Annotated in this window: 24 protein-coding genes; 4 read left to right on the top strand and 20 right to left on the bottom strand. The window is 45.7% G+C overall.

The window, feature by feature from the left end:
* Positions 1-382: 382 nt before the first annotated feature.
* The 4 genes from M9196_RS07315 to M9196_RS07300 all read left to right on the top strand — a co-directional run bounded on the left by M9196_RS07315 (position 383) and on the right by M9196_RS07300 (position 4760).
* A complete protein-coding gene (locus M9196_RS07315) occupies positions 383-889 on the top strand; it encodes a sigma-70 family RNA polymerase sigma factor (RefSeq protein ID WP_250617087.1) in 507 nt (168 codons plus the stop codon).
* Positions 882-1601, top strand: a complete 720-nt coding sequence (locus tag M9196_RS07310) for a DUF3379 domain-containing protein (RefSeq protein WP_250616881.1) — start codon at positions 882-884, stop codon at positions 1599-1601. Before M9196_RS07315 ends, M9196_RS07310 begins: the two co-directional genes overlap by 8 nt.
* A 289-nt stretch (positions 1602-1890) precedes the next feature.
* Entirely contained in the window at positions 1891-3156 is a 1266-nt protein-coding gene (locus M9196_RS07305) for an OmpP1/FadL family transporter (protein WP_250616880.1), read from the top strand.
* 338 nt (positions 3157-3494) lie between these two features.
* Positions 3495-4760 (top strand): outer membrane protein transport protein, encoded by a 1266-nt coding sequence (locus M9196_RS07300; RefSeq protein ID WP_250616879.1) that lies wholly within the window; start codon positions 3495-3497, stop codon positions 4758-4760.
* An 89-nt stretch (positions 4761-4849) separates the two neighbouring features.
* Here the strand turns inward: M9196_RS07300 and M9196_RS07295 are convergent, their stop codons facing one another.
* From M9196_RS07295 to M9196_RS07200, 20 genes are all read right to left on the bottom strand, one after another.
* A complete protein-coding gene (locus M9196_RS07295) occupies positions 4850-5761 on the bottom strand; it encodes an MlaA family lipoprotein (protein WP_250616878.1) in 912 nt (303 codons plus the stop codon).
* 267 nt (positions 5762-6028) lie between these two features.
* On the bottom strand, positions 6029-7258 hold the full coding sequence (ccmI, locus tag M9196_RS07290) for a c-type cytochrome biogenesis protein CcmI (RefSeq protein WP_250616877.1): 1230 nt from the start codon (positions 7256-7258) through the stop codon (positions 6029-6031).
* Positions 7258-7740: a cytochrome c-type biogenesis protein gene (locus tag M9196_RS07285; protein ID WP_250616876.1), complete on the bottom strand. Its 483-nt coding sequence runs from the start codon at positions 7738-7740 to the stop codon at positions 7258-7260. Before M9196_RS07285 ends, ccmI begins: the two co-directional genes overlap by 1 nt.
* Positions 7737-8291 (bottom strand): DsbE family thiol:disulfide interchange protein, encoded by a 555-nt coding sequence (locus tag M9196_RS07280; protein WP_250616875.1) that lies wholly within the window; start codon positions 8289-8291, stop codon positions 7737-7739. The genes M9196_RS07285 and M9196_RS07280 overlap by 4 nt, the downstream gene beginning before the upstream one ends.
* Positions 8291-10252 carry a heme lyase CcmF/NrfE family subunit gene (locus M9196_RS07275; RefSeq protein WP_250616874.1) on the bottom strand — a complete coding sequence of 654 codons (1962 nt, stop codon included), beginning with the start codon at positions 10250-10252 and terminating at the stop codon, positions 8291-8293. The genes M9196_RS07280 and M9196_RS07275 overlap by 1 nt, the downstream gene beginning before the upstream one ends.
* Entirely contained in the window at positions 10249-10734 is a 486-nt protein-coding gene (gene ccmE / locus M9196_RS07270) for a cytochrome c maturation protein CcmE (RefSeq protein ID WP_250616873.1), read from the bottom strand. The genes M9196_RS07275 and ccmE overlap by 4 nt, the downstream gene beginning before the upstream one ends.
* Positions 10731-10937, bottom strand: coding sequence for a heme exporter protein CcmD (gene ccmD / locus M9196_RS07265; RefSeq protein ID WP_250616872.1), 207 nt, complete (start codon positions 10935-10937; stop codon positions 10731-10733). Before ccmD ends, ccmE begins: the two co-directional genes overlap by 4 nt.
* A 4-nt stretch (positions 10938-10941) precedes the next feature.
* Complete coding sequence (locus tag M9196_RS07260) at positions 10942-11694, bottom strand: heme ABC transporter permease (RefSeq protein WP_250616871.1); 753 nt, start codon at positions 11692-11694, stop codon at positions 10942-10944.
* An 87-nt stretch (positions 11695-11781) separates the two neighbouring features.
* Positions 11782-12450: a heme exporter protein CcmB gene (ccmB, locus tag M9196_RS07255; RefSeq protein WP_250616870.1), complete on the bottom strand. Its 669-nt coding sequence runs from the start codon at positions 12448-12450 to the stop codon at positions 11782-11784.
* Between the two features lies 1 nt (position 12451).
* Positions 12452-13069, bottom strand: coding sequence for a cytochrome c biogenesis heme-transporting ATPase CcmA (ccmA, locus tag M9196_RS07250; RefSeq protein ID WP_250616869.1), 618 nt, complete (start codon positions 13067-13069; stop codon positions 12452-12454).
* A 287-nt stretch (positions 13070-13356) separates the two neighbouring features.
* Positions 13357-13860, bottom strand: a complete 504-nt coding sequence (locus tag M9196_RS07245) for a DUF2802 domain-containing protein (protein ID WP_250616868.1) — start codon at positions 13858-13860, stop codon at positions 13357-13359.
* Entirely contained in the window at positions 13860-14354 is a 495-nt protein-coding gene (locus tag M9196_RS07240) for a chemotaxis protein CheW (protein WP_250616867.1), read from the bottom strand. Before M9196_RS07240 ends, M9196_RS07245 begins: the two co-directional genes overlap by 1 nt.
* A gap of 55 nt (positions 14355-14409) precedes the next feature.
* Positions 14410-15645: a chemotaxis protein CheW gene (locus tag M9196_RS07235; protein WP_250616866.1), complete on the bottom strand. Its 1236-nt coding sequence runs from the start codon at positions 15643-15645 to the stop codon at positions 14410-14412.
* Positions 15632-16414, bottom strand: a complete 783-nt coding sequence (locus M9196_RS07230; protein WP_250616865.1) for a ParA family protein — start codon at positions 16412-16414, stop codon at positions 15632-15634. The genes M9196_RS07235 and M9196_RS07230 overlap by 14 nt, the downstream gene beginning before the upstream one ends.
* A gap of 4 nt (positions 16415-16418) precedes the next feature.
* Positions 16419-17597 (bottom strand): protein-glutamate methylesterase/protein-glutamine glutaminase, encoded by a 1179-nt coding sequence (locus tag M9196_RS07225; protein WP_250616864.1) that lies wholly within the window; start codon positions 17595-17597, stop codon positions 16419-16421.
* Between the two features lie 11 nt (positions 17598-17608).
* Complete coding sequence (locus M9196_RS07220) at positions 17609-19867, bottom strand: chemotaxis protein CheA (RefSeq protein WP_250616863.1); 2259 nt, start codon at positions 19865-19867, stop codon at positions 17609-17611.
* A 9-nt stretch (positions 19868-19876) separates the two neighbouring features.
* Positions 19877-20593, bottom strand: coding sequence for a protein phosphatase CheZ (locus tag M9196_RS07215; protein WP_250616862.1), 717 nt, complete (start codon positions 20591-20593; stop codon positions 19877-19879).
* A 31-nt stretch (positions 20594-20624) separates the two neighbouring features.
* Entirely contained in the window at positions 20625-20993 is a 369-nt protein-coding gene (gene cheY, locus M9196_RS07210) for a chemotaxis response regulator CheY (RefSeq protein ID WP_096995504.1), read from the bottom strand.
* Positions 20994-21039: 46 nt separating this feature from the next.
* A complete protein-coding gene (locus M9196_RS07205) occupies positions 21040-21777 on the bottom strand; it encodes an RNA polymerase sigma factor FliA (protein WP_250616861.1) in 738 nt (245 codons plus the stop codon).
* The gene (locus tag M9196_RS07200; RefSeq protein WP_250616860.1) at positions 21770-22657 is read right to left on the bottom strand and encodes a MinD/ParA family protein; all 888 of its coding nucleotides are present in this window, start codon (positions 22655-22657) and stop codon (positions 21770-21772) included. Before M9196_RS07200 ends, M9196_RS07205 begins: the two co-directional genes overlap by 8 nt.
* Between the last annotated feature and the right edge of the window lie 11 nt (positions 22658-22668).

Below are 22668 nucleotides of genomic sequence, written 5' to 3'. Positions count from 1 at the left end.
AGTGGCTGGTTTGCTAAAGGGGACAGGCGCTAAGCGATAAATGATAGGCAAAAAAAAACCACACAATAGTTGTGTGGTCGGAATGTATAAAGCAATTAACTTACGCCAATTGAAAATAATCAGTTTCCTGATTAGGAGAAAGTAAAGTCAGCCTTCAAAAGGAAGTGTCATCTTGCTCAACATGTCGGTTTCGAAAAACCAACGAGATGACAAGACGTAATATAACCGCTTCCCCATGTGAAAAATTGAAATAGATCAATTTTGAGTGACTTTACTCGCTTTATGTAACAAAAACTCCAATCACAGAGCAAAAACGGGGGCTCCTGTGTCAGTGATTAAAAAAATTCGAAATAAATTTTCAAATAGTCCGGTCAACTTAGATATGGACAAACAAAGAAAATACGAAGCACTTGTGCGTGCTTATCATCGTGATCTCTTCCGATATGCTTATTGGCTGTGCAAGGACAAAAGCATTGCCGAAGACTTGGTTCAAGAAACCTGTCTTCGTGCATGGAAATCACTCGACAGTCTTCAGGACGAAAAAGCCGCTAAGTCGTGGCTCATCACCATACTACGACGTGAAAATGCCAGACGCTTCGAGCGTAAGCAGTTTGACTTGGTGGATATTGATGATTTCGGTAATGAAGCAAAAGTCACCGATGATCCGCATCACCAGCAGGAATGGCTTCAAGCACAGATTATGAAACTCGACGTTGAGTACCGAGAGCCGCTCTTTCTGCAAGTCGTTGGTGGCTTTAGTGGTGAAGAGATTGCCGATATACTCGACTTAAATAAAAATACCGTCATGACCCGACTGTTTAGAGCCCGGAATCAGCTCAAAGATATGATGGAGTCTAGCGCATCACCAAGGGGGCAAAAAAATGGATGAATTAGAATTCCGTCGTCGCATTATGTCCGAACCTAAGGCAAGAGATCCTGAGTTATTGAAAGCGATGCAGGACAATGACGCCAACGCTAAATTTATGGACGACATCCTCTCGCTCGATGCGCGTATTGAGCAAGCGATGAAAGTCGATGTACCCGATGACCTAGCCGATAAGATATTGTTTAATCAGTCGAGCAGTAACGTCGTTAAAGTCAGCTTTGGTAAGCGAGCACTGTCGTTAGCCGCCTCCATTGCGTTTGCCTTTGGCTTATTGGTAGGCCAAGTCAATTGGGGCAACGTCGCAGTTTCAACGGCCCATGCGTCACTCTCTGATACCGCCGTCCAGCACGTACATGAAGAAATGGGCTTTATCGAACCGTTGGATGAAAAAGTGTCGGAATCGCAGATCAATGCCAAACTGTTGCCGTTTGCCTATCAGATCGGCCAGCAATTTCCGTATCACGTCTATTACCTAAACCACTGTGGTTTTGGTGGAACGAACGCGATGCACATGGTATTTCAGGGCGAGAAAGGTAAGGTGACACTTTTCGTTACCAAAATCCCGAGTGAGCAGGCGAAGCTTTTCCAAAAAGATGGCATGTCAGGACTTGTTGAACCAATGGGAGAGGCAAGTTTCATTTTAGTCGGCGAAAAAGGCGAAGACTTCACTAAGATCGGCGAAAATCTAAAAAAGATCCTTAACCCTGCAACGTAATTCGACCAACCAGCCTCAAAGTGCCATGAAGAAGCCTCATTTTATGATGAGGCTTCTTTTTCGATTTAGTTCCCACTAAATAATGCTATTTTTTAGAGTACAAACTCTAAATATAAGCATTTTCGATGCTTTTCATGCCAGATACACGTCATTTATATACTTTTTAGCCATTTTTTATTACTGGTCTGATTTCTATTACCTATACTAGCGATTAGGATCAGCCCCAAAATTGAGTATTAACTCAATTCAATAACGCCCATAGAGGCGATTACATAAAGGATGTATATAAATGACAACTTCGCGTCTGTATAAAAAAACGCTCCTAGCAGTGGCCGTGTCATCACTCACGCTTGCTTCCCACCAAGTGGCAGCTGCTGGCTTCCAACTTAACGCTCAATCTGCAACCGGCCTAGGCCGTGCTTTTGCTGGTGATGCGGTTATCGCCGATAATGCTTCAGTAATGGCTCGTAATGCTGCAGCAATGACTCTATTTGATTCGCACCAATTTTCTGGTGGTGTGAACTATATTAAGACTAGTATTGATATTAAAGATATCACAGGACCTAGTGGTGGTTCTGAGCCTGATGTAAACAACTCAAGCGGCACTCCAGTGCCAAATATTTATTATATTCACCGCTTAAATGACAAATGGGCACTTGGCGCTGGTATCTACTCTAATTTTGGTACTAATAACAATTTCGATGATAGTTTTGGAGCAACAACTGGCTCTACAGTGTTTGGGGGTACCACAGAGATTGCTAGTATCAATTACACACTGAATGCTGCGTACAGAGTAAATGAGCAATGGAGCATCGGTGCCGGCATAGATATTATTCAAGGCAGCGGTAAGTTAGAACGTAAAACTGGTCAACCTGCTCCGGTCGATACTGCTCTTAATATAGATGCAAGTGGGGTTGGGGTTGGTTTTAACTTGGGCACTGTCTTTGAGCTAAATGAAGACAATCGCTTCGGGTTAGCGTATCACTACAGTCCGGAAATTAGCGCCTCTGGTGATTTATACCTAGACGGTACGGTTGCAAGTGGCGGACAACTTCCACCCGGCACTAACCTAATAGATGGGCAAGATCTCAAGCTTGCACTTCCTAGTATGCTCGAGTTTTCTGGTTACCATAAAATTCAAGACTCTAAATTTGCCGTTCACTATAGCTTACAATGGATCGGCTGGAGTGTGTTTGACACCTTAGAAACTAGTGGCGGTGTCCCTCTTAAAGAATATAACTGGAAAGATGGATATCATGCTGCTATTGGTGGAACATACTACCTAAACGAAGCGTGGACATTACGTGCTGGCTATATGTATGACACCGCAGCACAAGACAAAGACACATCAATCTCAGTTCCTGATTCAGATCGTCAATGGCTATCTGCAGGCTTTGGTTATCACTTTAAGCAACATCACACGGTCGACTTTGGTATTACATACCTAATGGGTAAAGATGTGAACGTAACTGAGACATCAGGACCATTAACACTAACAGCAACAACCCAAGCTAACGCTGTCCTAGCCGGTATCCAATACAGCTACAGCTTCTAATGCGCTACCAAAGTTAACCATTCAACGTTAACATGCTAGCAACAGAAAGGGTCGGTACTTCCGGCCCTTTTTTACGACTGAACCTTTCATATCTCCTGTAATAGCGCTCTTTTGACCTCGATTATCACTTTAACTGGTCATACCTTCCTTTTACATTATCTTACAAGTGTACGCTGAGATTTTGAAACAAGCCCTTAACAACCGGTTTATTCACCCAAAAAATACCACCCTGGCAAAATATAACTCCAAAAAGGTCACTTTGACGATAAATTTGTTTTAAAGCATTTACTCTAAAAATACAATCGCCGCTCAAAATAGAAAACATTGAGCGAACAATAATGACAATATCAACACGTACTCCCCTTTCCATCGCAGTGGTTTTAGGATTACTTTCTTCAACTCAAGCTGCTGCTGCAGGTTTCCAACTAGCGGAATACTCGGCAACAGGTCTTGGACGCGCATACGCTGGTGAAGCAGCCATGGCAGATAATGCCAGTGCACAATGGCGTAACCCAGCCATGTTGACGTACCTCGAAGGCACACAGATTTCAGGTGGCGTGTTGTATGTTGAACCGAATATTGATGTTAAGGGAACGGCTGATACTGGATACACAGAAGCAAAAGATATTGCGCATAGCGCACCGGTGCCTAACCTGTACCTCTCTCACCAACTCAATGATCGTTACTTTGTTGGTTTGGCGCTAAGCTCTAACTACGGTATGGAAACCGAGCTCGATAGTAATTTTGGCGCTACTCAATACGGTAACGAAGCTAAGGTCATGACAGTAGAAGCCGTGACAAGCCTTGGTTACAAAGTGACTGATGCCGTAAGCATTGGTGGCGGTATCCGCTTTGTCACAGGTGAAGGCAAAATTGGAGCAACAGCTCCTAATGGTAATATTCCTGGTATTGATAAAGGTGAGTATCTTAAATACGTTGAAGGCACTGATTCTTCTTGGGGTTACCAATTGGGTGCAGCTTGGCAGATTAATGAATCTAACCGTATTGGTTTTGCCTACAAATCTGAAGTCACTATGGACTTTGATGGCTATGGCGAAGGCGCAGGCTTCAGCTTTAGTGGTAAACAAGATGGAAAACTCAGCATTGCTCTCCCTGCAACAGCAGAATTGTCTTCATTCCACCAATTAACACCTCAATGGGCGGTCCACTCTAGTATTAACTGGACACAATGGAGCAGCTTTGACAAGTTAACCGCTGAATTCGCAGATGGCTCTAGCTCTGAAATTAAAGATGAAAACTGGAAAGACAGCTACCGCTTCGCGGTTGGTTCCACATACAACTTAAACAAAAAAGTCACGCTTCGTGGTGGTATTGCGTATGACATGTCGGCAGTCGATGACAAATACCGTACAACCACAATTCCAGAAACTGATCGTACCTGGCTTAGTGCAGGCGCAAGCTACGCATTCAGCAAGCAGTTTACTATCGATGGTGGTTTAACTTATATCATGGCGCGAACGGCTACGATCGACGAGCCGCGTGTTCCCTCGGACGGTCTAGCCGATATGCTATACGGCGGTTTCACTGGCGAAATCTCTGGTGATGTGTGGATTGCAGGCATCCAAGCAAACTACCGCTTCTAATATCCATACCAATCATAAAACGCCACTCTACGAGTGGCGTTTTTTTAATGTATCAACCGATAAACCAATATTTAAATCGTTGCACTTCTCTACTCAAAGTCTTCTAAGTAATCATCAATATAGGCTTCTTGCTCTTCATCTACTTCATCAGTGATCACTTCAGCATTGTAGTCTTGGCGCTGAATATAAATATCTCGCGTCAACGCGTAAGGATCAGGTGACTGCTCTAATGTTGCTTCTTGAGGCACTAACAGCGCACGTTTTTCCATGCCTTCTAGCGCCCACTTACCGAAGCTCGCCCAAAAGTTAAGGTATGAGATAGGTGGGTAAAAACCATCGACGGTATCTGCAAACGAGCGTACCGCGGTCGGCCCATAACCAGGGACCATAATATACGGACCATGACCTACCCCGTAGTGACCAATGGCATCACCAAACTCTTTTTTACTGCGCTTTTCAATTCCTGCCGCTGAGGCAATATCAATAAAACCCAGCAAGCCTAAGGTACTGTTAATCCAAAAACGGTTAAAGTGATCAAGCGCTTTGCCCCCATTGCCCATCACGGCATTGTTCACGGCGCTAAACGGCTCATCAAGGTTCGCCAGAAAATTGCGTACCCCAAGGCGAACCGGGTCTGGCGTATAGTTAACATAGGCAAGCGAAACAGGGCGAACAAAGTAAGGGTCAAGGTAATCGTAGTTGATGTCCCACATGACGCGGTTAAACCCTTCGATAGGATCGTAGACATCAGAATCGGTCTCTGGATCATCAGCCACCGCGGCAGGTTTGGGATCTTGACTGGCTACTATTTCGGGTGCGCCGATAGGTTCAGGCTGGGCAGTATCACTGCTCTCTGATATTGGGGGATTCTTTATTGACGTTTCTTCAACGTTAACGGATTGCTCCGCTTCACTGGGTGCTGAACTGCAACCCGCTAGAAATACGCTAGAAACAAAAACGGCAAAAAGTGATACCTTTTTGCCGGTTAATGCTGATTGCATAACCTCTTCCATAAGACGTTGCAACCTGAGCTATGTTGTTTTTTTAGTCTATAACCGTCTGATTTAACGAACGATTAATAGAAGGCTTACGCTCGGTTGCCACTGTTACCACTCTGAATGAGTATACATCCTAGTATACGAGCATTCTAGGTTTAGTGACAACCAAGATGCAATTTAATAACAATCGATACACAAATTTCGATGGATATTCAATATCAATGCAAAGTCATTCGATTGTTAGTTAATCCCGTTCGTCAATGCTGCTGGTTAATACTGTTGGTTAATATCCACCTCTATGGTGTCACCCAGTTTTCCAGGTTGGCTTTCACCATACCAGTCGCCTGCACGAGTTGAGACATTACCGTCACTGTCAATGCGGGCACGAATCATCAACCCATCTAGGTCGGATAATTTACGCCCTTCCATCATGCTATCTTTATCGTCCAATACGACTGTACGTGGGAATGTCCCTACAGGATAACGTGCCGCAGCAACTGGCATCGGAGCACCATCTGCCGTATGCGCAGAAACAATTAAGAATGAGGTAGGATTCGCTGCCATGTCAGGGGACACGGTAATCGTCACCGCCACAGCATTATCACTAACCTGACCCATTTTCTTGCTAGACTCACCTAGGCGAGCTTCTGCACTTTCAATGCTTCGCGTTAGCATTTCATAGCGACTGTCATCTGGCCCAATCAAGCGCTGCATAATGCCCCAGTATCGAGCGGCACCCGCAAAGTCTTCTTGCTCAAACGCGTCAAATGCTAACAACGAAAACACACGTAAATCCACGTAGTCTTCTTTGATTAAACCCGTCAATAAGCCACGAGCGCGGTTTTGGTCCATCTCATCTTGAGACATCATCAACGCTTGCGCAAAACCAAGCTGCACATCGGTGTTGGCTGGCTCTAGTCGATAAGCATTTTCCATCGCATCCGTCGCCGTTGTCACATCACGGTTGGCAAGTGCAATGCGCCCTAGTAGTAACCAACCAGTAGAATCGGCTGGCTGATAATGAAGACGAGTACGAAGCGCAAGTGTCAGATCCTGCATTTCATCTTCCGTCATCGGTTCCGCGGAGCCCGCCATTAGCTTTTTCGATAACTCAGGTAAATTAGCCGAAACCTCTTGCCAGTTTGTCACTTTGTCCGCGGCGCCAAATGCAACGTACATACCGTAACTCAAGCCAACGATCAAAATCGCCGATGGGATGAATACTGCCATTGGAGAAACATGGCTTTGTTGCTGCTCATCCTGCTTAGGAATGTCATCAAGAAGCGACTGCTTTAGATCAGAAACCAAATCTTGCTGGTTGTCTACCAAGCCTTCATCATCCTCAATGGCTAACTCGGACAAACGGTCTTTATAGAGTGCCTTGTTAAGATCGTCACGTAACTGTGCGTCAATATTAGCTTTCTTGCTTCGCAATGGAATTGCCAACATTAAGCAAGCAACAACGACCAATGCGACAGTCGATATCCAAAATAATGTCATTATTGCTTTTCCTCAGTCTTTTTTTCGTCCAGCAAGGCGTTGAGTTCCGCTTCTTTTTCTTCACTCCACTGCGCTGCAGGCTGCTCAACCTTCGCTTTGGTCTTTCTACTTCTCAGTACAATCATACCAAAACCAATTAACACCACTGACAATGGTCCTGCCCATAAAATGGCCGTACCTATTGTAAATGGAGGGTTGTAAGTCACGAAATTACCGTAACGAGCAATCATGTAATCCACTATCTCTGACTTTGATTTACCGTCCTTTGTCATTTCATACACTTTCTGGCGTAAATCTTGCGCCAACTCTGCGTTAGAGTCACCAATGGTGTTGTTTTGACATTTTGGACAGCGCAGCGTATTGCTCAATTCTTTGAACTGTAGCTCTTGCTCCATGGAATCAAATTCATGAATTTCAATCGTTGCGTGAACCGAAAAAGCTAAGATCAGCGCAGACATACCAGCGATTAACCACTTTTTCATTGTTTCGCCTCCTGCAACATCTCTTGATACATCGGTTGAAGTTTCTCACTCCAATTACGCGCGTTCACATCACCGACATGACGATAACGAATCACACCATCTGCATCAATGAGGAAGGTTTCTGGCGCGCCATACACACCCAGATCTAACCCGAGCATACCGTCACCATCAAACAAACTAATTAAGTAAGGGTTACCCAACTCTTGTAGCCATTGCACCGCTTTGTTGCGTTGGTCTTTATAATTCAGACCAATAATCTTAACGCCATCAGACGCAAGCTCATTGAGGTATTGATGCTCAGCGTAACAAGTTGGACACCACGTCGCCCACACATTTAGAAGCAGTGGCTCACCTTTAAAGATGGACTGGTCATAGAGTTTGCCTGGTTCAACTAGGTCTTCCAAACGAAACTCTGGCACTTGCTTGCCTAGTAATACCGACTCAAGCTTAGTTGGGTCATCTCCGGCTGAGTTACGGCCCAATTGAACCGCAAAAACCATTACTAAGATCAAGAAGAGCACTAAAGGAATAAACAGAATCTTCTTATTCATTACGCTTCCTCCTCTTGCGTGCCTGGCTTACGGAAGCGGTATCGCTTGTCACTAATGGCTAAGATGCCACCAATCGACATGAATATCGCGCCTAGCCAAATCCAACGTACAAACGGTTTGTGATAGATACGAATAGCCCAAGAACGACCATCATCTAACTGTTCACCCATGGCAATGTACAGGTCACGAGTGACGCCGCGATCAATCGCCGCTTCTGTCATCATCGATTTTGCGGTGCGATAGAAACGTTTTTCCGCATGCAGTGTATTGACGTAATTGCCATCTTTGGTAATTTCAAAATCAGCAATATAGCCGTCATAGTTAGGGCCGTCGTGGTCACGTAAGCCTTTAAAGTAGAAATCATAATCGTTGATTTGGTAATGCTCACCCGGCGCTAAACGTACGTCACGTTCAACACTGTAGTTTTGCACCATAGCAATACCAATCACAGTCACTGCAAGACCTAAGTGACCCATGATCATCGCCCAGTGGCTGCGAGGCAGTTTCTTCACCCCTTCAACAAAGCTGTGACGGTGCGTCGCACGCTGGTGAAGCTCAAAGCCATGCATGGTAATGATCCACATCGCCATCACCCAACCTAGGAAAGCAAGACCGGTGAAGAACTCAGCCAGTAGTACGACCATCAAGGCAGAGAACGCCAAAGAAATCGCGCCCGAGATGAGCATTGGTTTCACCAGCTTAGACAAGTTGTCACGCTTCCAGCGAACCAAAGGACCAATACCAAGCAGGAACGCAAAAGGTACCATCAGCCAAGTAAACAACATATTGAAGAATGGTGCGCCAATCGACACTGAACCCAAACCAATTTGTTTATGAACCAGTGGCAGCAATGTACCAATAAGGACAACCACTAACGCGGCAATCAGTAAGATATTGTTACCTAGCAAGGCGTTTTCGCGGGAGACAAGGTCAAAGTTGCCACGAACACGTACCGACGCGCCTTTCAGCGCAAACAGCAATAATGAGCCGCCGATAACAAAGACGAGGAAACCTAAAATGAACATTCCACGTGACGGATCGGAAGCAAACGCGTGAACCGAAACTAAAATACCAGAACGAACTAAGAACGTGCCCAGCAAGCTCAATGAGAATGCAGAAATAGCCAGCAACACGGTCCACGCTTTAAATGTGCCACGTTTTTCGGTTACCGCTAATGAGTGCATTAACGCTGTACCCGCCAACCAAGGCATAAATGACGCATTCTCTACTGGATCCCAGAACCACCAGCCACCCCAGCCAAGTTCATAGTAAGCCCACCACGAACCTAGAGCGATACCCACTGTGAGGAAAACCCACGCCGCGGTCGTCCAAGGACGAGACCAACGTGCCCACGCCGTATCCAAGCGACCAGTCATCAATGATGCGATAGCAAAAGAAAACGCAACAGAGAAACCCACATAGCCCATATAAAGCATTGGCGGGTGGATAATCAAACCAGGATCTTGCAGTAATGGATTTAAGTCACGACCATCAACAGGGAAGAAAGGCAGTGTGCGTAAAAAAGGATTCGAGGTAACGATGATAAACAGTAAGAAACCGACGGTAATCATACCCATCACGGCTAACACACGAGCCACCGATTCTTGTGGCATACCACGGCTAAACGTTGCAACCGCGACCGTCCAACCCGCTTGGATCAATACCCAAAGCAGCAGTGAACCTTCGTGTGCACCCCATACCGCCGTTAACCGATAATACCAAGGCAACATGGTGTTGGAGTTACTGGCCACGTAGGTCAGTGTGAAGTCGTTACTGTAAAACGCCCATAATAAAATGGCGAAAGACATCAGTAGCATTAAGAACATACCCCAAGACAGTGGTCTTGCGGTATTCATCAGCATCGTGCTGTTTCTTGAGGCGCCGATTAGCGGCAAGATACTGAGCAGAACCGAAAGGCTCAGCGACAGTATCAGGGCAAAATGCCCAATTTCAGCAATCATTGACCGCTTCCTTGTTTTTGTTCAGAAGAGTATTCAAGTGGCGCGTGAGTTTTTTTCATCGCTTCCGCGACTTCAGGCGGCATGTATTCTTCATCATGCTTTGCCAGTACTTCAAACGCTTCAATCGTGGTAGCGTCAACCAGGACACCCTGAGCGACTATGCCTTGCCCTTCACGGAAAAGGTCTGGCAAGATACCATCATAGACGACGGTTACTTTCGGTCCTACATCGGCAAGATCAAAGCTGACTCTTAGCGATTCATTATCACGCCTAACAGAACCATCCACCACCATACCACCAATACGCAGTCGCTGACCCACTTCAGGCTTAGAGCCATCCGGTTTGCCGTTAACAAGCTCTGTAGGGGTATAGAATAAATCCATATTTTGGTTTAACGCATAAAGAATGAGTCCCACGGTAGCACTAATACCAATAAAAATAGCCAAGATGATACCAAGCCTTTTCTTGCGCCTAGGGGTCATAATGTATTCTCCATATTTTTCGCGGCATCGATGCGCGATTGTCTATCCACTTTGGCTTGCACTTCTTTAAGAAGCGTCTTGCCACGAGACAAACTGGTTAAAAGCAAAATAATAAGTGATAGAAAAGTAATGCCGAATGCGCTCCAAACGTAGCCTGCATATCCGCCCATCGCGAAAAAGTCGCCGATTGAATCAAAATGCATGGTGTTAACCTCTTGATTTAAGCTGATGGTTGGCAAGTGCGATCACCCATGGGCGGTGACCTTCTTTGCTGATAATTTCATTTCGAAGTCGAATCAGAGTCAACGTACCAAAAAAGAACGCAAATCCAAAAATGTTCAATAATAGTGGCCATAGCATGTCGCTTGAAATCGACGGTTTCGCGAATTTAGTAATGGATGCGCCTTGATGAAGGGTGTTCCACCATTCAACGGAGAAGTGAATAATTGGCAAATTCACCACTCCAACAATCGCTAAAATACCGGCTGCTTTCGCTGCTGTTTTTTGATCATCAAAGGCGTGATAAAGCGCGATAACCCCAAGGTAGAGGAAAAGGAGAATAAGCTCAGAGGTAAGACGAGCATCCCACACCCACCATGCGCCCCACATTGGTTTACCCCAAACGGCGCCGGTCAACAGGGCGATAAATGTAAACACCGCGCCAATTGGTGCCATAGCAAGCGCAGCCATACTGGATAATTTTACTTGCCAAACCAAACCGATAAAGGCGGCAATGGCCATCGACATATAGACACCCATCGACCAAATTGCCGACGGTACATGGATATAGATAATCCTAAAGCTGTCGCCTTGTTGGTAGTCTGAAGGTGCAAACGCAAGCCCCCAAACCGTGCCAACTGATAAGCACGCCAACGCCAGTGTGGCAAACCACGGTAATAAACGACCACACAATTGATAGGTGGTTTCAGATTTGGCATAAGGATGAAGCCATTTCCACATATAGTTTCTCACTCTTTAAAACGACATTACCGACATCACTTCTACGTTGCGATGCCTGATTGATAGTTATTATATTCCAGCGGTGCTCTAGTTGACGCTCACTCTCAATGCCGCGCTTATGGCGAATGGTGTTAACGTCATCGCACCCGCAAGCATCGCAGCAAGTAGCGCAAGCTGACCATTATACGCAACACCTAGTGATGCCGCATCAATCGCCGAGGTAGCAAATATTAGAATAGGGATATAAAGTGGTAATACTAGTAAGCTTAACAGCACTCCACCCTTTTGCAGTCCAACGGTGAGTGCAACACCAATGGCGCCGATAAAACTCAATGTTGGCGTGCCGACCAGCAGGGTCAAGACCACGGCTAGCCAAGTGTCAAAGTCCAATGACAACAAAATAGACAGCAGCGGACTAATTAATATCAGCGGCAAGCCCGTCAGTAACCAGTGCGCGACGATTTTTGCCATGACCACCAAAGGTAATGGGATTGGCATCAACATCATCTGTTCTAATGCCCCATCTTGGAAGTCGTCTTTAAATAAACGTTCCAATGACAGCAGCGCGGCCAGCAATGCGGCTACCCAAACAATTCCTGCGGCAATGCGTGCTAAAAGGTTCGGCTCAGGTCCAATGCTCAACGGAAACAAAGTAATAACGATAATAAAAAACCACAACGGGTTGAAAATATCAGCCTGACGTCGAAAGGCAATCAGCAATTCTCGACGGATAATTTTCATCGTAGAAGCCAGCATACTACTCTCCAAGCTTAATTTTCTTAAGTTTAGGGTTCTCATTAAACATGTCTTGGTGAGTGGTTAGCATGACAATCCCACCCTTATTTGCATGCGCTAAGAACAGCGCTTCCAATACCTTAACGCCTTGTTTATCAATGGCCGTTAACGGCTCATCTAAGATCCACAACAGCTGTTCACTCAACCACAAACGCGCTAACGCAACTCGACGCTGTTGTCCGGCAGAAAGCTGAGCGACAGGAACATCTTCCCTGCCCGCGAGCCCCACCTGCATCAGTGCATGAAATATTTGCTCCGGAGTCGTATTAGGGGCATGGATTGACTGATAAAACGTCAGATTTTCAAAGGCGGTCAGTTCTCTTTTGACACCGGTTTGATGGCCGAGAAACAATAGATTTTGGTGATACTCTTCTCGGTTTGATTCAATGGTTTCACTATTCCAACGAATTTCACCGTCTTCTCGATCACCTAATCCCGCCACTATACGCATTAAGGTCGTTTTTCCGGTTCCGTTTCGACCTTCAATTTGCACTAGGTCTCCGGTTTGTAACGAAAATGATAAATTTTCGAACAATACGCGCTCATCTCGAATCGCGGTTAAATTTATGACTTCTAACATTCGTTTTTAGGCTGGGACGACAAGGCGTTCATCTTACCATAGCTGTATTGTGACAATAGGATAATGATCAAACTCGCTTCACGAAACTTAAGCTCAAACACTAAACCTCTGTTATTTCTAGCCTTAACTACCACTAAAGTAGTATATCGATCCAATTTCCATATTAAACTGACAAATAGAATAGCAGACCATATCTTAACTACGAATGTGAAAACGTAAGAATTTATTAAGAATATAAAAAGAAATGAACAAGTGTATCTCTTTAAAATCAATACACTTGTTAACAATTAGCGTGAGCGTTTAGGAGGCTGGTAACCCATCATTTGAGATCGAGCCTGATGGGCTTTAGGTTTGTTAAGTGGCGGAACTTTTTCTTTTCCTGCAATCTTATTTTGCAGTGACATCATCAATTCCGCTTCCGCTTTAGGAAGCTCACACTCTTCAATCAATTCGTTGATATCGGCGCCAAGTTTGACCATTTTGTTGGCGCGAGTATACAAACGCCCATCGCTATCAATATTTTCTAACTCGACAACGCGTTCGGTCAAATGACGAATAATATCTTCTTGCTCGGAGATCTTTTGCCCCAATCCAACAAGTACAGAACGAACTTCTAGCAGTTGCTTATTGCACTTGTCTACCTCTCTGTCAGCTTGACGGATCTGCTGACGGCTGGCGTTTTTATGCAAACTCAATTGACGATGCAGTTTCACTAACCAGACAAGGATAACGACAAAAGTCACCACCCCTACCCAAAGTAGAGGTGATTGAAATGGGAAGGACTCAAGCATTATAAATAAGCCATATCATCCCACTCATCTTCAGAGAGCAGCTTATTCAAGTCAACGAGGATTAACAGCTTACCTTCACGGTTACTGACACCTTGGATAAACTTAGCACTTTCATCAGTACCAACACTTGGTGTGGTATCGATTTCTGAAGAACGCAAATACACCACTTCCGCGACGCTATCAACAAGAATACCGATAACTTGACGCTCAGATTCGATAACAATAATACGAGTATTATCGGTTATTTCACCTTGCATTAGTCCAAAGCGCGCACGCGTGTCGATAACCGTGACAACGTTACCACGCAAGTTAATAATGCCCAATACGTAATCTGGAGCACCAGGAACGGGAGCAATTTCAGTATAACGAAGCACTTCACGCACTTGCATTACATTGATGCCATATGTTTCTTCTTCTAACTGGAAGGTTACCCACTGCAACACTTCATCGTTAGCTTGATCTTTTCTTAGTTCTACATCCATTGTCTGAGACATAATTTTCCTCTCAATATCTAAACTGTGGTGTTAACCACAATTGCATCAATTCTTGTTATTGTACTGAATTAACATCTAATCCAGCGTTTAGCATTCCAATTAACTCCGACACATGAACTAGCGCACACATTTGCTCTTTCACCATGCCCGCTAACCAAGGACGCTTGCCTGATTGTTCTCGCCACCTTACCGCTTCTGGTCGCAGCTGTTCGGTACCTTTAAGCTCTGTCGATGCTAAACCCCAGTTACTTTCGCCTAGCATGACAATGTATTCATACTCTGACTTATAGTCATCATCTGCTAACACATCGGGCATCACCCACTTCGCGGTGTCTACAACATCGAGCTTATTATCTCGGCTTGACTGTAAACCGAGATACCAAGCAGGACGACCAATTAAATGGCTCAACTCACCCATTTTATGGATACCACCTAACTCATCTAATGGCACCGCAAAGGTCATACCATTGACGGCAAAGTACAGCACTTGGAAATTTTCACTGCGTTCGGTACTTTGCCAAATCGTCGCCTCTCCACCACCAGAGTTAACTTGGTCAGTACCACCCGCATTGTCTAGCGTGATAGTTTGCTCAGGCTCTGAAACCCTGTGCTCTATGTCGGGGTCACTAGAAACAGCATCGGCATCACTTGTCGATTCTTCCACATATTCTGTTTCGGGTAGCGCCCAGTGCTGAATCTCTGGCTCACCACTCTGCTCTTCCACTGATTGCATTAGCTCTGACTGCATCAGCTCTGGTTGGGCTGGCTCGGGCTGCAATAACGGCTGAAGCATTTCCGGGGTATCCGCTTCAGTTTGTAAGCGCATACCATCAAACAGCTTTTCGAGTTGCTGTAAGTTAGGCGGCTCATCATAATCAACACTGCGCCCATATTGAGCCGAAGACTCAGGATGCACGCTAGGCTGAGCCTGCCACGCTGATGTCTCAAATGTCGCGGTTTCAACGCAAGCTTCGTTGCCACCATCGTACTGTACAGTCTCAACAGAAGCGGCTTGATACTCAACTGAGCGTTGACCAACATCGCCGTCAATCGAGTCGGTACGAGCGTCTAAAACGGCGGTGTGGTCAGCATTCGTAGTTTCATCGAACACAATCTCACTCGGTGCGACGTCACTCGGTGTGAAGTCACTCGGTGCGACGTCAATTGACGCTGCCTCACTCGAGGAATGGTCTTCGCTCTCGTCCTCAGAACAATCTCCAATTCCAAGTAGTGAGTTAAAATAATCATCAAGCGCTTGTTCGCTGGATAGAGGCGCTTCATCCATTGCCATCAATCGCTAGCCTCTCTAAATAGATCAGTAGTTGCTTGTAAGCAAACACACCACGACTGCCTGAAGCAAAATGTGATGCTGGTAAGTGCTTAAGGCTGGCATCTCTAAACTTGGTATCAATGGGAACGGCTGAGCTCCAAACTTGATCCGGGTAGTCTTGTTTCAACTGTGTCAACGTCTGTAACGAAGCCCTTGTACGTTTGTCATACATGGTTGGTACAATCGTCACTTTAAATGGACGCTGACGAGATTTTTGCATGATCGCCAAGGTTCTCACCATTCTTTCCAGCCCTTTCATGGCTAAAAATTCGGTTTGAACTGGAATCAAGATTCGGTCGCTCGCCGCCAATGCATTAACCATCATGACCCCAAGGATCGGGGGGCAATCTATTAAGACGTAATCGTAGTGATCGCGCAACGTCAACAGGGCTCGCTTAAGAATCAACCCCATACCGCTGCGATTACCCATGACTCTATCAAGGGTTGCTAGCGACATATGTGCCGGGATGACATCAATATTATCGATGTTCGTTTCGTGAACCAGTGCTTTTACTCGGGTTTCAGTAAACTCTTTCAACTGGAATAAATCGAATAAACTCTTAGGCAGTGTATCGGAGTCCATCCCTAAGTACGTGGTAAGCGAGGCGTGCGGGTCAGTATCAATCAACAATACTCGGTGACCTTTTTGAGCCAGTAAACCTGCTAACGTCACGGTACTGGTGGTTTTTCCAACACCACCTTTTTGGTTAGCAACACTCCATACGATCATGTTACTACCTCTTCAGCTCGACAAGAATACGCTCAGCAACGCGCTCTAACGGTAAATCTTCTGTCGAGATGCCCGCTTTAGCGACAGCTTGAGGCATACCATACACCACGCAACTTTCTTCATCTTGCGCCCATACCGTAGAACCGGCATTTTTTAACATGCGTGCGCCCTCACGACCATCAGCACCCATACCCGTTAAAATGACCGACAGCACTTTATCTTGGTAAATCTTAGCGGCTGAACCAAATGTCACGTCAACACATGGCTTGTAGTTCATCCGTTCCCCCCCATCAATAATGCGTAATTTAGCACTTGATGGACGGCCCTCTAGCATCATTTGCATACCGCCAGGCGCAAGATATGCAACACCGGGTTGCAGTACATCACCGTCTGCCGCTTCTTTTACCGTGATCTGGCACAACGAATTAAGTCGCGCTGCAAAGGCGGCGGTAAAGGTTGCTGGCATGTGTTGAACCAACAAAATAGGATGCGGATAGTTTCGAGGAAACTGAGTTAAGATTCGTTGCAACGCGACTGGTCCTCCCGTAGAAGTCCCAATGGCCGTCAACTGGTATGCTTTACCTGAGGCGCGAAAACGCGCTTGCAGTGGTGCTTGAGCTGAAGCACTGCTTGTTCTAGATATTGCAGATTCACCGGGCTTACTCGATGCTTCACGCGCGGAAGGTTTAAGCGGTGGCGCGCTTAACGAACTTTGAGCCGCAGAAGCAGAGGTTGGTAACGCTCTTTGTGTACGTGAAACCAAGGGGGTTCGACGCATCATAGTGCGGCGACTGGCAATCTGCTGGACTCGTTGTTGCAACAACGCGACCGCTTCATCTTTATTTCTCGCGATGTCTTCAAACTTCTTGGGTAAGAAGTCTAACGCCCCCGCTTCAAGCGCATCTAACGTCGCTTTCGCTCCATCATGTGTCAGCGATGAAAACATTAATATGGGCGTCGGTTGCTTCGCCATGATCTCGCGGACTGCTGAAATGCCATCCATAACAGGCATTTCAATATCCATAGTAATAACATCAGGCTTAAGAGAAAGCGCCTTTTCAAGCGCTTCTTTGCCATTGACCGCCACATCGATCACTTCCAACCGGGGGGCGGCATTGATGATATCACTGACTCGACGACGGAAAAAACTTGAATCGTCTACTACTAACACTTTGATCGACATAGATTTCCTTATCAGATACGCGATGCAGCGGCGTACTGTTTAAGTAAATCAGGCACGTCCAAAATTAAAGCGATATGACCATCACTGGTGATCGTTGCACCCGCCATACCCGGCGTACCTTGCAACAACTTATCAAGTGGTTTAATCACCACTTCTTCTTGACCAATGAGAGTATCGACAACAAAGCCAACACGTTGACTACCGATTTGAACAATCACCACATGACCATGGCCTTTGCGTTGTTCCGCGCGACCGGCATGAGAAGCGAGCCAGTTTTGCAAATAGAACAGCGGGATCGACTTGTCACGAACGATAATCGTCAATTGGCCATCAACGACATTGGTGCGACTTAGATCAAGGTGGAAGATCTCATTAACACTTGCAAGTGGCAACGCAAATGGGTTACCGCCAACACCGACCATTAAGGTGGGTAGAATCGCTAAAGTCAGTGGAACCTTGATAGTAATTTTGGTCCCGGTGCCAAGCTCTGAATCAATATCAATGGAGCCATTTAGGGTATTAATCGCGGTTTTAACCACATCCATCCCTACACCACGTCCAGAAATATCTGAGATTTTTTCTTTACTCGAGAAGCCTGGCATAAAAATTAGATTGAAACATTCTTTGTTGGTTAGACGCGATGCCGCATCGTCATCCATCATGCCACGTTTAACCGCAATCGCGCGCAGTTTATCCGGATCCATACCGCCGCCATCATCAACGATAGCCAGTTCAATATGATCACCTTCTTGCGACGCCGATAACGTCACTGTACCGGTACGAGATTTACCTGACTGCTCACGCACCTCCGGCATTTCAATGCCATGGTCTACCGAATTTCGAACCAAGTGAATCAGCGGATCCGCTAACGCTTCGACTAAATTCTTATCCAAGTCCGTCTCTTCGCCCTGCATGACCAAAACAATGTCTTTATTTAGGCTACGAGCAAGATCGCGAATAACGCGAGGGAAACGTCCAAAGACCTTTTTAATAGGCTGCATGCGCGTTTTCATCACCGCGCCTTGCAAATCTGCTGTGACAACGTCGAGGTTAGAGACCGCTTTTGACATCTCTTCATCATTGCTATTGAGACCAAGGCTTACCAATCGATTTCGAACCAACACCAACTCACCCACCATATTCATGATGGTATCGAGTGTGGACGTGTCCACACGAACACTGGCTTCTGCCTGAGGTTTTTTAACCGGCGTGGCTTTGGTTTCGCTGTTTGCAGGCAACTTCTTCTCTTGCATTGCTGGCGCTGAAATCGGTGCTGGGTGAGACGCAGGCGCCACACTAACTGCGTTTGCAGTATTATCCGGAGCTGGCTCAAAGATAGAAGCACTCGGCTCTTGCAATACGGAAATAGGTTTCGTCGCGGCCTCTAGTTCTTCAGGTGAAGGACCATTGCCCACGCCATGAAGTTCATCCAATAACTTTTCAAACTCTTCATCCGTCATCAAATCACCACCTGAAGGGGGCGAAGCAGGAGAAGATACTGGTGCTGTGGTAGGTACAGCTACAGGCTGTGCCGCGGCATCACCTAATGATGGGCCCTTACCTACACCATGAAGCTCATCTAGAAGCTTTTCAAATTCATCATCGGTGATGTCCGACGAACTGGCGTTAGCCGCTTGCGGTGTATTATCTACCGCAGTCACTGCTGGAGAAATAGCCTGAGAAGGTGCGTTTTTTTTCTGATTAGGCGCAGCACCTTTACCGTGTAGCTCATCTAACAGACGCTCGAACTCATCTTGGGTAATATCATCGATTGAACCACCTTGGGTATCAATTGACGTTGACTCAACGGCAACAGGCGCACTAATAGACTCAACCACAGGTGCGGCAGGTTGAGGAGCCTCGATCTGCTCGTTGCTGGTCGCTGGTGAGCTAAGACGATGTAATTCTTCTAAAAGACCAGGATCGGCAGGCGTGATAGATTCGGAATTTTGCACCGACTGAAATTGATGATTAATGGTATCTAATGCTTTAAGCATGATATCCATTAAGTTTGAATCAACACCTCTTTGGCCATTGCGCAAAATATCAAAGACGTTCTCAGCACCGTGACACGTATCCACCAGTTCAGTTAACGCCAAAAACCCAGCGCCACCTTTAACGGTATGGAAGCCTCTAAATATTGCGTTAAGCAGATCTTTATCTTCAGGGTTATTTTCTAGTTCAACAAGTTGCTCAGACAACAGCTCGAGAATTTCGCCTGCTTCCACTAGAAAATCTTGAAGGATCTCTTCATCTAATTCGTAGCTCATAGTCCACCTCTAAAACCCAAGACTCGAAAGCAAATCATCGACTTCGTCTTGCGAGGAAACGGCATCCGTTCGCTCCTGAGGGTTGATAATTGGTCCCTCAACGCCAACTGGTGCCTGCTTTGGTTTTGTAGTTATTGATTGTTGTTCGTCACTGAACACTTTCAAAATTTCCACAAGCCTTGTTTCCACTTCACTCACTAATGTGATAACTCGGCGTATGATTTGTCCAGTAAGATCTTGAAAGTCCTGTGCCATCAGGATATTGGTTAACTGCGTTCTCAGTTCGGTGCTATCGCCTTCTACCTGAGTCAGTAAATCATCAATCCGGTGACACAACTCTTTAAATGTTTGTAGCTCTACACGTCCATGCATCAGTTCATTCCATTGTGGACGAACCTGTAGCAAGCACCCATGGAGGTTATCGGCCATTGGCAAGCAATGTTCTACCGCGTCCATGGTTGTATTCGCTGAAACTTCCGTTTTATTAATCACGTATTCAAGGCGATCGCGCGCTTCTGGAATTTCGTCATTGGCAATCTCGTTTAACCGAGTATCAATGCTAAATTCACTCAATGCGTCATGTAGGTCTCTCGTCAATGCGCCAACTTCTTGGAGCACACGGCTTTCACTACTGCCTTGAACCATCATGACTAGCTCATTTGCTTCTTGTTGTTTCTCCTGTTCAAGGAGTTCGACAAGTTGCTTAGCTTGTTCCAATGAAATCATTCTGATATAGCCACTTTGCTATCGGAACGCGTTATAAGCGCTCAAAAATTTTGTCTAATTTTTCTTTTAATGTTGCGGCGGTAAAAGGTTTAACAATGTAACCATTTACGCCCGCTTGCGCTGCCTCAATGATCTGCTCGCGTTTTGCTTCTGCAGTAATCATAAGAACAGGTAAATGCTTTAACTCGTCATCGGCTCGAATATGGCGGAGAAGATCGATACCTTGCATGCCTGGCATATTCCAGTCAGTCACTACAAAGTCGAAATCGCCTTTTTTGAGCATAGGTAACGCAGTTAAACCATCATCAGCTTCAAGAGTGTTGCTAAAGCCCAAGTCGCGTAGAAGGTTTTTGACAATACGTCGCATTGTTGAAAAGTCGTCAACAATAAGGATTTTCATGTTTTTATTCAAAATTGCCTCCACTGAAAACCGAGATCAGTGATTATTAATTATTATCAGTCCAAGCACTTAGCTTGGTTCTAAGACGCTGCATCGTTTGGCTGAGTATTTGGCTAACGCGCGATTCGCTGACGCCCAATACTTCTCCTATCTCCTTCAAATTTAACTCTTCGTCATAATACAAGGATAGCGTCAGGGCTTCACGCTCCGGGAGCGTTTTTATTGAATCAATTAACGCTTCACGGAATGCATCATCCGCGACTCCTTGAAATGGCGAGTTGTCTTCATCGTCGTCTGTTGCAACAGAAACGGAATCCTCAGATACGCCTAAATCTTCAATACCAACCAATCGAGAACAGCTTATATCCGTTAGCGCTCGATGATATTGTGTCAAACTCATGCCCAAATGCTGCGCAACCTCTGTGTCTGTTGGCTCTCGATTAAGCTCAACTTCTAACAATGAGATCGCTTGAGATATATCACGGCTGTTTTTGTGTACCGACCTAGGCACCCAATCACCGCGACGAATATCATCCAACATAGCGCCACGTATGCGGATGCCCGCATACGTTTCGAAACTTGCACCTTTACTACCGTCGTAGTTTTTTTGTGCTTCAATCAAGCCAATCATGCCCGCTTGAATCAAATCTTCCACCAAGATATTCGGTGGCAGTCGACCAATTAAGTGGTGCGCAATTCGCTTCACTAATACTGAGTATTTCTCTAAGAAAGCTTGCTGACCGCTTAGATTGGCATGCTGGTCATAGGTCAAAGCTTTATTCACTAAAGGGGTCCTCTAAAACTGCAGGTCGATTTAGCAAACGCTCAACGAAAAACTCCAAATGTCCACTTGGGACTTTAGGTATTGGCCATGTGAGCGCTTTATTCGCTAAAGAATTCAATGCTAAAGCAGCAGGTGAGCGTGGAAAGGCATCCACAACTATCTTTTGCCTTTTCACTGCTTGTCGCACTTTATCATCTAACGGGATACAAGCGACTAACTCAAGACTCACATTGAGGAATCTCTCTGTGACTAATGTCAATTTTGCGAATAATTCTCGGCCTTCTCGGTAGCTGCGAACCATATTCGCGACAACCTTAAAGCGTTGAACCTGATGCTCTCGACTCAATAATTTGATCAGCGCATAGGCATCGGTAATGGAGGTCGGTTCATCACAAACGACTACCACAACATCTTGGGCCGCGCGAGAAAAGCTCACCACCATGTCTGAAATACCGGCTGCGGTATCAACCAACAGGACGTCCATTTCATCTTCTAAAGTACCAAAAGCACGAATCAAACCAATATGTTGCGCGTGGCTTAATTCGGTCATGCTTTGCGTGCCAGACGTCGCAGGAATGATTCGGATACCATGTGGCCCTTCAACAATCGCATCTTGCAGCTCACATTCACCCGCCAAAACATGCCCTAAGTTTTTCTTAGCACGAATTCCGAGCATTACGTCAACATTGGCCAGACCTAAGTCCGCATCCAAAACCATGACTTTTTTACCCTGACGAGCCATACAGATTGCAAGTCCAAGTGTTACATTCGACTTACCCACACCACCTTTACCACCAGTAACCGAAATTACCTTTGTATACGTTGGCTGAGTCAAACGTCTCAGTCCACTTGCTTGGTCATGTATCATGTTATTTGTCATATTCGCTTGCA

This window comes from Vibrio methylphosphonaticus, assembly GCF_023634655.1.
Classification (GTDB): Bacteria; Pseudomonadota; Gammaproteobacteria; order Enterobacterales; family Vibrionaceae; genus Vibrio; species Vibrio methylphosphonaticus.
This window is presented reverse-complemented; position numbering and strand designations above follow the sequence as displayed.